Source organism: Saccharopolyspora sp. NPDC000359, assembly GCF_040300525.1.
Classification (GTDB): domain Bacteria; phylum Actinomycetota; class Actinomycetes; order Mycobacteriales; family Pseudonocardiaceae; genus Saccharopolyspora.
In genome coordinates this window covers 66,350-76,138 of sequence record NZ_JBEPDU010000039.1, presented here as the reverse complement: position 1 = coordinate 76,138, position 9,789 = coordinate 66,350, and the positions used below count along the sequence as shown (strand labels likewise).

At 71.5% G+C, this 9,789-nt stretch carries 8 protein-coding genes; 3 read left to right on the top strand and 5 right to left on the bottom strand.

The genetic code is table 11. The annotated features are described in order from the left end of the window. Positions 1 to 582: PspC domain-containing protein (locus ABT324_RS23650; RefSeq protein WP_351181513.1), on the bottom strand; the 582-nt coding region annotated here is incomplete at its 3' end. Between the two features lie 204 nt (positions 583 to 786). Here ABT324_RS23650 and ABT324_RS23645 point away from each other — a divergent pair. The 3 genes from ABT324_RS23645 (at position 787) to ABT324_RS23635 (ending at position 3,195) form a co-directional block, all read left to right on the top strand. Continuing rightward, positions 787 to 2,019, top strand: coding sequence for a PspC domain-containing protein (locus tag ABT324_RS23645; protein ID WP_351181510.1), 1,233 nt, complete (start codon positions 787 to 789; stop codon positions 2,017 to 2,019). Further along, positions 2,012 to 2,209, top strand: a complete 198-nt coding sequence (locus ABT324_RS23640; RefSeq protein ID WP_351181507.1) for a hypothetical protein — start codon at positions 2,012 to 2,014, stop codon at positions 2,207 to 2,209. The genes ABT324_RS23645 and ABT324_RS23640 overlap by 8 nt, the downstream gene beginning before the upstream one ends. A 95-nt stretch (positions 2,210 to 2,304) precedes the next feature. Continuing rightward, positions 2,305 to 3,195: a glycoside hydrolase family 16 protein gene (locus tag ABT324_RS23635; RefSeq protein ID WP_351181504.1), complete on the top strand. Its 891-nt coding sequence runs from the start codon at positions 2,305 to 2,307 to the stop codon at positions 3,193 to 3,195. 65 nt (positions 3,196 to 3,260) lie between these two features. On the opposite strand, the gene guaA is transcribed toward ABT324_RS23635, so the two are convergent. From guaA to ABT324_RS23615, 4 genes are all read right to left on the bottom strand, one after another. Next, positions 3,261 to 4,847 (bottom strand): glutamine-hydrolyzing GMP synthase, encoded by a 1,587-nt coding sequence (gene guaA, locus ABT324_RS23630; RefSeq protein ID WP_351181501.1) that lies wholly within the window; start codon positions 4,845 to 4,847, stop codon positions 3,261 to 3,263. Positions 4,848 to 4,927: 80 nt separating this feature from the next. Continuing rightward, a complete protein-coding gene (locus ABT324_RS23625; RefSeq protein ID WP_351181498.1) occupies positions 4,928 to 5,566 on the bottom strand; it encodes a response regulator in 639 nt (212 codons plus the stop codon). Further along, positions 5,554 to 6,756 (bottom strand): sensor histidine kinase, encoded by a 1,203-nt coding sequence (locus ABT324_RS23620; RefSeq protein WP_351181495.1) that lies wholly within the window; start codon positions 6,754 to 6,756, stop codon positions 5,554 to 5,556. The genes ABT324_RS23625 and ABT324_RS23620 overlap by 13 nt, the downstream gene beginning before the upstream one ends. An 883-nt stretch (positions 6,757 to 7,639) precedes the next feature. Next, positions 7,640 to 9,352, bottom strand: coding sequence for a GMC family oxidoreductase N-terminal domain-containing protein (locus ABT324_RS23615; protein WP_351181492.1), 1,713 nt, complete (start codon positions 9,350 to 9,352; stop codon positions 7,640 to 7,642). Positions 9,353 to 9,789: the final 437 nt, after the last annotated feature.

Here is a 9,789-nt window from a genome sequence, read left to right as displayed (position 1 = left end):
GGTCGACCCGGCCAGCAGCATGACGATGCCGACCACGACCAGCGCCGCACCGGCCAGCACCCGGATCAGGGCCGACCGGCCACCGCCACCGTGCAGCGCGCCGACCACGTTGGTGCGCGCGCCCTGCCGCCAGCGGCGGCGCTGCGACTCGTCGGCCTCCCGCCACACCACGGCGGCCCCGACCAGCACCACCACCAGCGGCGCGCTCAGCCAGGCGGGCATCGAGACCAGACCGCCGACGGCGACCATCGCACCGACACCCAGCAGGATCACGCCGAAGCCCTGCTGCCGCTCCTTGGTCGACACCGGCGCCTCGGTGCCGGTGGACTGCGGCACGAACACCCACAGCAGCGAGTAGGCCAGGACACCCGCCCCACCGCACACCGCCAGCACCGCGAACCCGATGCGCACGTAGAGCACCGGCACCCCGAGGTGCTCGGCCACCCCACTGGCGACCCCGGCGACCAGTCTGCCGCCGCGGCGCCGCCGCAGCTGGGCCACGCTCTGCGGGCGTCGCTGCGCCATCGGCTTGGTGGGTGCTCCCGGCCCGCTGTCGCGCTGCTGGTTGAGCTGGTCTCTCACGACAACGATGGTCACACGCTCGCGCACGCGGGGACATCAGGGACTGTCCCTGAGATGCTCTCCGCGAAGTCGGCAGGCAGGGAAGCGCTCAGGTCCCGATGCGTCACCCCAGGCGAGGCGACCCCCCATGGGATCCGGCACTCCGGGCCAGATCAGGGGCGTCCCTGATGCCCGGGAGGTGGTCCGGCACGGATAGTGGTTGGCATGAGCACCACGAAGCGCGCCGGGGTAGCGGCGTTCGAGGACACCCTGCGGGACTTCTGGGCGACCCGCCCGGTCCGGCCGCGGTTCGGTGGCAAGGTGGGTGGTGTCTCCGCCGCGATCGGCCTCCGGTACGGCATAGACCCCATCCTGGTCCGGGTCGCCTTCGTCCTCGCCGCCGTCTACGGCGGTGCGGGCGTGGTGCTGTACCTGCTGGGGTGGCTGCTGTTCCCGAAGGAGGGGGAACCGGTCCCCGGCATGCCGAAGCCGAAACCGGAGCCGACCTCCAGCACGCTCGCCATCATCCTGGTGCTGCTGCTGATCCCCAGCGTGTTCTGGTTGACCAGCTCGCTGGCGAGCTTCGGGCTCGCGCTGGGCCTGACCGCGCTCTACCTGGTGCACCGCTCCTACGGCGACCGCAACGTCACGCCGACGACCGCCGCCCCGGACACCACCAGCTTCAGCACGCCACCGGTGCCTGACGCGGCGCCCGCGGGTGAGAACACCTGGGTCTACCCCGGTGCCGAGTCGACCGCGCGGATCGAGCGGCAGACCCCGCCCGCGTGGGACCCGCTCGGCGCCGCGCCGTTCGCCTGGGACCTGCCCGAACCCAGCGAGCCCGAACCGCCGGAACCGAAGCAGCCGCCGCGGCGCTGGATCACCTGGGTGACGCTGGGGCTGGCCGCGTTCGCCTGCGCCCTCACCAGCGCGCTCGGCGCACCAACGCACGTCGCGCTGGCGTTCGCGCTCGGCACGCTGGGGTTGGGGATGGTCGTCGGCTCGTTCCTGCGCGGCGGCCGGGGCCTGATCCTCGCGGCGGTCCCGCTGGGAGCCGTGGCGATGCTGGCCGGGGCGATGCCGGGGAACACCTTCGGCGGCGCCATGGGCGACCACCACTACCGCCCCACTGACATCGTCGACGTGCGCCCCGACTACCAGTTGTCCGCCGGGACGCTCACGTTGGACCTGCGGGACCTGCGGATCGCCGACGGCGAGTCGACCACCAGCGCGGTGGGCGTCGGGGTCGGGGAAGTCGTGGTGCGGCTGCCCGAGAACGTCGACGTCGACCTGCGGTGCAGGTCCGAGCTGGGTGACGTGCAGTGCCTGAACCAGGTGTCCAGCGGCAGCGCCGCGGAGCAGACCAAGACCGACCTCGGCCTGGACGGGCGCGGTGGCGGTCAGCTGGCCCTCGACCTGGAGGTCGGGGTCGGGAACGTGGAGGTGACCCGTGGCTGACGAGCAGACCCCCCAACGCCGGGAGCGCGGTGGACCGGACCTGGTCACCCTGGTGGCCGGGGTGATCACGGTGACCGTCGCGGGCACCCTGATGTTCGGCCTCGGCGGCGAGCTGCAGTGGCTGCTGGCGCTGACCGCGGTGGCCATCGGCGTGGTCATGCTGGTCGCCTCGCTGCGCACCCGCAGCTGAAGCCCCGTCCAGAACTCGCCAACCGCTCCCACCGCCGCGACCGCACCGCGATACTCAACCGCTCAAGAAGCGGTCCCCGGTGGGGAGGAGCGGTGATGGTTCGGAAGAAGTTGCTCGCGAGCGCCGCAGCGCTCGCGGTGTTGACCGCGGTGCCGCTGGTGGAGGCCAGCGCCGCGCCCCGCGCGGAGGTGTTCTTCGACGACTTCTCCGGCACCGAGCTGGACCGCTCGAAGTGGACGGTCGAGGTCACCGGGGAGAACTTCGGCACCGTCAACCAGGAGCAGCAGGCCTACGTCGACTCGCCGGAGACCATTTACGTCGAGCACGACCCGGCCACCGGCGCGGAGAACGGCGCGCTCGCGCTGCACCCCCGCTACAAGCCGGGCACGCAGGCCCCGGACGGGCAGACCTACGACTTCATCTCCGGCCGGGTCAAGACCCAGGACAAGGTTGAGTTCACCTACGGCAGCTACTCGGCGCGGCTGAAGCTCCCGGAGGGCGCCACCGGCAGCGGCCTGTGGCCCGCGTGGTGGTCGCTGGGCGCGAACATCGACGACGGCAAGCCGTGGCCGGACTGCGGGGAGATCGACGTGATGGAGCACGTCGGCGAGCCGTGGACGAGCTCGGCGATCCACGGCCCCGAGTACCACGGCGACACCCCGTTCACCCAGCGCCAGGAGTTCGCGGGCGGCGACCCCGCCGACTGGCACGTCTACCGCGCGGACTGGGCGCCGGACGGCATCGCCTTCTTCGTCGACGACGTCGAGACCTACCGGATCAGCAGGCAGGAGATCGAGTCCCGGGGCTGGACCTGGGCCTACGACGACCCGCAGTTCCTGATCCTGAACTTCGCGCTGGGCGGCGGCTACCCGAACGGCGTCAACGGCGTCACCGAGCCCTACTTCGGCCTCCCGCAGTCCACAGTGGACCGGGTGGCCACCGGTGAGGTCCGCTACCTCGTCGACTGGGTCCGCGTCGAGCAGTGACCCCGCGCACGACGGAGGGCCCCTCCCGCCGGTGGCGGTGAAGGGCCCTCCTCAGCTCTGCGGGATCACTCCCACTCGATGGTGCCCGGGGGCTTGGACGTCACGTCCAGCGTCACCCGGTTGACCTCCGACACCTCGTTGGTGATCCGGGTGGAGATGCGCTCCAGGACGTCGTAGGGCAGGCGGGTCCAGTCCGCCGTCATCGCGTCCTCGCTGGAGACCGGGCGCAGCACCACCGGGTGGCCGTAGGTGCGGCCGTCGCCCTGGACACCGACCGAGCGGACGTCGGCCAGCAGCACCACCGGGCACTGCCAGATGTCGCGGTCCAGACCGGCGGCGGTCAGCTCCTCGCGGGCGATCGCGTCCGCCGCGCGCAGCGTCTCCAACCGGTCCGCGGTGACCTCGCCGATGATCCGGATGCCCAGGCCCGGGCCCGGGAACGGCTGCCGGTGCACGATCGTCTCCGGCAGGCCCAGCTCCAGGCCGACTCGGCGCACCTCGTCCTTGAACAGCGCGCGCAGCGGCTCGACCAGCTCGAACTGCAGGTCCTCGGGCAGGCCGCCGACGTTGTGGTGGCTCTTGATGTTGGCCGCGCCGGAGCCGCCGCCGGACTCCACCACGTCCGGGTACAGGGTGCCCTGCACCAGGAAGTCGATGTGCTCGCCGGACTCACCCGCCTCGGCCTGCAGGTCGCGGGCGGCCTGCTCGAAGACGCGGATGAACTCCCGGCCGATGATCTTGCGCTTCTCCTCCGGGTCGGTCACCCCGGCCAGCGCGGCGAGGAACCGGTCCGCCGCGTCGATGGTGACCAGCCGGACCCCGGTGGCCGCCACGAAGTCGCGCTCCACCTGCGCGCGCTCCCCGGCGCGCAGCAGGCCGTGGTCGACGAACACGCAGGTCAGCTGGTCGCCGATGGCGCGGTTCACCAGCGCGGCCGCCACCGCGGAGTCGACCCCGCCGGACAGCCCGCAGATCGCGCGGCGGTCACCGACCTGCTCGCGGATCGCCGCCACCGTGTCGTCCACGATCGACGACGTGGTCCACTGCGGGCGGACCCCGGCGATGTCGTGCAGGAAGCGGCGCAGCACCTCCTGGCCGTGCGGCGAGTGCACCACCTCGGGGTGGTACTGCACGCCCGCCAGCTGCCGCTCGACGCTCTCGAAGGCCGCGACCGGGGTGTCCTTGGTGGCGGCGGTGACCTGGAAGCCCTCCGGGGCCTTGCTCACCGAGTCGCCGTGGCTCATCCACACCGGGTGGTGGCCGGGCATCTCGGCGTGCAGCGTGCCGCCGTCACCGCTGACCTCCAGCTCGGTGCGGCCGTACTCGCGGGTGCCGGTGTGCTCCACCGTGCCGCCGAGGACCGAGGTCATCGCCTGGAAGCCGTAGCAGATGCCGAAGACCGGGACACCGGCGGTGAACAGCGCCGGATCGACCTGGGGAGCACCGTCGGCGTAGACGCTGGACGGGCCACCCGAGAGCACCACGGCGGCGGGGTTGCGCCGCTGGATCTCCTCGACCGGGGTGTCGTGCGGGACGACCTCGGAGTAGACCTGCGCCTCCCGCACCCGACGCGCGATCAGCTGCGCGTACTGGGCGCCGTAGTCGACAACGAGAACAGGCCCCTGGGCGCTGTTGCTTGCGGAACCGGACACGTAGTCGCGACCTCCTAGCTGAGCCGGTGAGCTGCGACCATTCTCCCAGGTAACCAAGCCCACAACGCCATCGACCCCGGTCAGCCGCCGAGGTGCGCCAGCACCGCCAACACCCGGCGGTGCCCGGAGTCGCCGACCGGCAGGTCCAGCTTGGCGAAGATGTTGCCGACGTGCTTGAGTACGGCCCGCTCGGTGACCACCAGGCGCTCGGCGATCTCGCCGTTGGCGTACCCGCTCGCCATCAGCGCGAGCACCTCCCGCTCCCGGGGCGTGAGCGCGGCCAGCGGGTCGTGGCGGCGGGTCATCAGCTGCGAGACGACCTCGGGGTCCATCACGGTGGCCCCGTCGGCGATCCGGCGCAGCGAGTCGACGAACTCGTCCACCCGCGAGACCCGGTCCTTGAGCAGGTAGCCCACGGCGCCACGGCCGTCGGAGAGCAGCTCGCGCGCGTAGGTCTCCTCGACGTACTGCGAGAACAGCAGCACCGGCAGCCCCGGACGCACCTCGCGGGCGCGCAGCGCGGCCCGCACACCCTCGTCGCGGAAGGAGGGCGGCAACCGGACGTCCACCACCGCGATGTCCGGCGGGTCGCTCGACACGGCTTCGAGGAACGACCCGGCGTCGGCGTGCACCCCAGCCACCTCGACCTCGGCCGCGGCCAGCAGCAGCTTCAGGCCCTCGGCCAGGATGACGTTGTCCTCGACGATCAGAACCCGCACGGCAGGACCACCTCGACGCGGGTCGGACCGCCGACCGGGCTGCGCACCTCGGTCCGGCCGTCCAGCGCGGCGACCCGCTGTCGGATGCCGGTCAGCCCGGTACCGCCGGTCTCCACCGCCCCGCCCACGCCGTCGTCGACGACCTCGATCCGCAGTTCCCCACCGTCCCGGCCCACCGCCACCGTGGCGCGCTGCGCGCCGGAGTGCTTGGCGACGTTGGTGAGCGACTCGGCGACCGCGAAGTACGCGGCGGCCTCGACCGCGGCTGGCACCTCGCCGAGCTCACCGGCGAAGACCTGGGTGGGCACCGCGCAGCGCGCCCCGAGCGCGGACACCGCCCCGGCCAGCCCCCGGTCGGCGAGGATTGGCGGGTAGAGCGTCCGCACGACGTCACGCAGCCCGGACATCGCTTCCTCGGCCCCACCGCGCGCCTCGCGCACCAGCCGCAGCGCGGCCTCGGGGTCGGAGGTGGCGGTCTTCTCCGCGATCCCCAACCGCAGCGCGATCGACACCAACTGGGCCTGCGTCCCGTCGTGCAGGTCGCGTTCGATGCGCCGCAGCTCCGCGCCGTGCGCCTCCAACGCCCCGGCCCGGGTCTCGGCGAGCTCGTCGACCCGGTGCGCCAGGCGCTCCGCCTCGGAGGGGGCCAGCAGCCGCAGCGAGACCACGGCCTGCGCCTTCGCCAGAGCAGGCACGGCCCACACCAGCAACGCGCCCACCAGCACGAGCTGCACCGCACCGAGCCCGAGCGCGGTTCCCCAGCCGGACGGGACGACGCCCAGCACCGAGATCCCGGGGACCAGGGGCCAGAGCACCACCGACGCCAACGTCGCGGGCACACCCAAGGTCCCGGCCAGCCCGAGCAAGCCCGTGACCAGACCGAACAACGCGTGCACCACCAGCCACCGCAGGTCCCGCCAGGTCACGGGCGAGCGGAGGACCGCCTTGAAGCCGGACACCGAGCGGATCGGGGTGACCGGAACGCCGAGGTACCGCCCGGCGCGCCGCCGCTCCCACTCGGTCCAGCGATGCAGGAGCCGCATGGCGGCGGGCAGCAGCACAACCCCAGCCACCAGCACGACGAGCAGCCCGCACACCACGAGCAGCGGCAGGGCCACCAAAGCCGCCATCGCCGTCACCAACGCGAGCAGCAGGACGCCCGCTCCCCGCAACGCCGAACGCAAGTACATCGTCATCCCCTCTGAGACCACCAACGTCCCCGATCTTGCCGAAACGCAGCCCCCAGCGCGGTGGAGTCAACGACACCTTTCCCAACTGCCCCGCCCGCAACACCCGGGAACCCAGATGCACCACTGCCCAACGCCACCCCAGCCCTGTCCCCGTCCCATCGCCACCCCAGTCCCCACCCCCGTGCGGTCCCGCACGAACACCCCGCAGCCTCAATCGAGACTGGGCTCCCTGGCGATCGCCCAACGGCCCCGCACCACCGACCACGGCTGCCGGCGCCCTACCGCAACTTCCGTCGAAACCGCAGTTTCAATTGAAACTGCGACTCCGCTGAGGGCCACATCGCAGTTTCAATTGAAACTGCGCTTCACCGAGGAGGTGCCCCTCCGCCGCACGCGCGACGATCAGCCGGAATTAGGCGACCGGCCAGAGCCGGGCGATCTGCGCACGACCACCTCGGCGGGGACATCGGCTGGTGCAGTTCCGATGGGAACCGCAGTTCCGCCGGGGATGCCTTCGCCTCGGGCCAGTTCCGTCGAGTGATCTCACCGGTGCCGGACAGGCGAGTCGCCGGATGATTCACAGTTTCAACTGAAACTGTAACCCCAGGTGAGTGCCGAAACCGCTTCCACCAACACCCAGCGCCGATCGCGGGCGTTGATGAAGGATGCCTTCGCCGACCGAGTCGGTGAGAGGCGCCCTTCACTCCGGGCGCGCAAGAGTGGTGACGCGCCGTCGGAGGGGTTGGGAACGGTTACAGTTTCAACCTAAACTGTAACCACCGGCGTGTCGGGCGCCCGACACACCGGTGATGTGTCGGGTCGCCTTCACTGAACTCAGCTTCTTGGAATCAGATGTGCGATTCCGATGGAACTCGCGCAGGGGTCACGCGAGGGGGAGGTGGAGGGCTGCTGGGGCGGTGGCGGGGACCGCCGGGGACTTGGGCTCGACCGGGGTAACCCGGCGGTAGCCCTCGGACTGGTCCGGTCGGGTGTCCGCCTCGCCCTTGTTCGGCCACATCGCGAAGGCTCGTTCCGCCTGGGCCGTGATGGTCAGGGACGGGTTCACGCCGAGGTTCGCGCTCACCGCCGAACCGTCCACGATGGACAGAGTCGGGTAGCCGAAGGCCCGGTGGTACGGGTCGATCACGCCGTGCTCGGCGTCGGCGCCGATCGGGCAGCCGCCCAGGAAGTGCGCGGTCATCGGGATGTCGAACAGCTCGCCCCAGGTACCGCCCGCGATGCCGCCGATCTCCTCGGCGACCAGCTCGTTGGCCTGCTCCCCCGCCCGGATGTAGGTCGGGTTGGGTGCGCCGTGCCCCTGCTCGGAGGTCAGCTGCGAACGCCCGAACCGCTTGCGCAGCCTGGTGGTCAGCGAGTTGTCGAGGCTCTGCATGACCAGCAGGATCACCGTGCGCTCGCTCCAGTCCTTCACCGACAGCAGGCGAAGTGCGTGCATCGGGTGCTTGCGCAGGTAGCGGAACCACTGCCGCAGCCGCGGTTCCGGCGTGCCACCCTTCGTCGGCAGGGTCTGCAGCAGCCCCATCGCGTTGGCGCCCTTGGTGTAGCGCACCGGCTCGATGTGGGTGTCCTCGTCGGGGTGGAACGACGAGGTGATCGCCACGCCGCTGGAGAAGTCCCGCTCGGGGTCGACCTCCGGCATCTGGGCGCCGATGATCGCCTCGGAGTTGGTGCGGGTCAGGCGCCCCAGCCGACCGGACAGCCGCGGCAGGTCACCGCAGTCCTTGCTGCGGTGCAACAGGTTCTGCGTGCCCCAGGTCCCGGCGGCCACCACGACCTGGTCGGCGCGGAAGACGCGCGGGTGGCGGTTCCACTTCGCGCCGGTGCGCACCGTCCCGATGCGCCACCGGCCGTCCGCACCCTGCGCCAGCCGGTTCACCGTGGTCAGCGGGAACACTTGCGCGCCGCCCGCCTCGGCCAGGTGCAGGTAGTTCTTCACCAGCGTGTTCTTCGCCCCGACGCGGCAGCCCGTCATGCAGGCGCCGCACTCGGTGCAACCGGTGCGGGCGGGACCGGCGCCGCCGAAGAACGGGTCGGGCTCGGTCTTGCCCGCGGTGCCGAAGTAGACGCCGACCGGCGTGGTGTGGAAGGTGTCCGCGACGCCCATCTGCCCGGCGACCTTCCGCATCACCACGTCCGACGGCGTGGTGGTCGGGTTGTCCACCACGCCGAGCATCCGGGTCGCCTGGTCGTAGTAGGGCGCGAGCTCGGCCTCCCAGTCGGTGATGTGCGCCCACTGCGGGTCCTCGTAGAACGGCCTGAGCGGCCGGTAGAGCGTGTTGGCGTAGTTCAGCGAACCGCCACCGACGCCCGCCCCGGCCAGGATCAGGACGTTGCGCAGCAGGTGGATGCGCTGGATGCCGTAGCAGCCGAGCTGCGGCGCCCACAGGAACTTCCGCAGGTCCCAGGAGGTCTTCGGCAGCTCGTCGTCGGTGAACCGCCGCCCGGCCTCGAGCACGGCCACCCGGTAGCCCTTCTCGGTCAGCCGCAGCGCGGCCACGCTGCCCCCGAACCCGGAGCCGATCACGACGACGTCGAAGTCGGTGCTACCCCGGTGCGCCCCGTCACGTCCAGCCATGCGCGACAGACTAGACGTAACTACTCACCAGTAGCTAGCCCTCAAAACGCAGAACCCGCCACCAGAACAACCGCCACAGCCGCGTCCGGTGGTGAACAGCCACCGCGAACGAGGCATCACCGCCACCTCACCGAACAAGCGGCTCAACCCGCTTCCAGCAGGCAACAGCTACTGCGAAAGGCAACCGGCACCGACCGCCACCCACCGAACAAGTGGCACAAGCCCCTCCCGGCACCGCGAACGGTGACCGGCACCGCTGGTCAGGGATCGCATGCACCGCCGGTGCATGACCCACCCCCGCAACCAGCACCACCGCTGGTTCTCAGGCGTTGCCTGGCGAGGACAGCCCGTTCGTCGCGCGGACATGCATGAGAACGGGATTCCGGAGCCAGGCGGCGCCTGATCCGCCACCCGCCCCGCTGCGCAGGACGAGCCGG

Excerpts from the sequence above, each read along its gene's own strand:
- ABT324_RS23645 (WP_351181510.1), top strand. The coding sequence starts at position 787 with ATGAGCACCACGAAGCGCGCCGGGGTAGCGGCGTTCGAGGACACCCTG.
- ABT324_RS23635 (WP_351181504.1), top strand. The coding sequence starts at position 2,305 with ATGGTTCGGAAGAAGTTGCTCGCGAGCGCCGCAGCGCTCGCGGTGTTG.
- ABT324_RS23620 (WP_351181495.1), bottom strand. The coding sequence starts at position 6,756 with ATGTACTTGCGTTCGGCGTTGCGGGGAGCGGGCGTCCTGCTGCTCGCG.
- ABT324_RS23615 (WP_351181492.1), bottom strand. The coding sequence starts at position 9,352 with ATGGCTGGACGTGACGGGGCGCACCGGGGTAGCACCGACTTCGACGTC.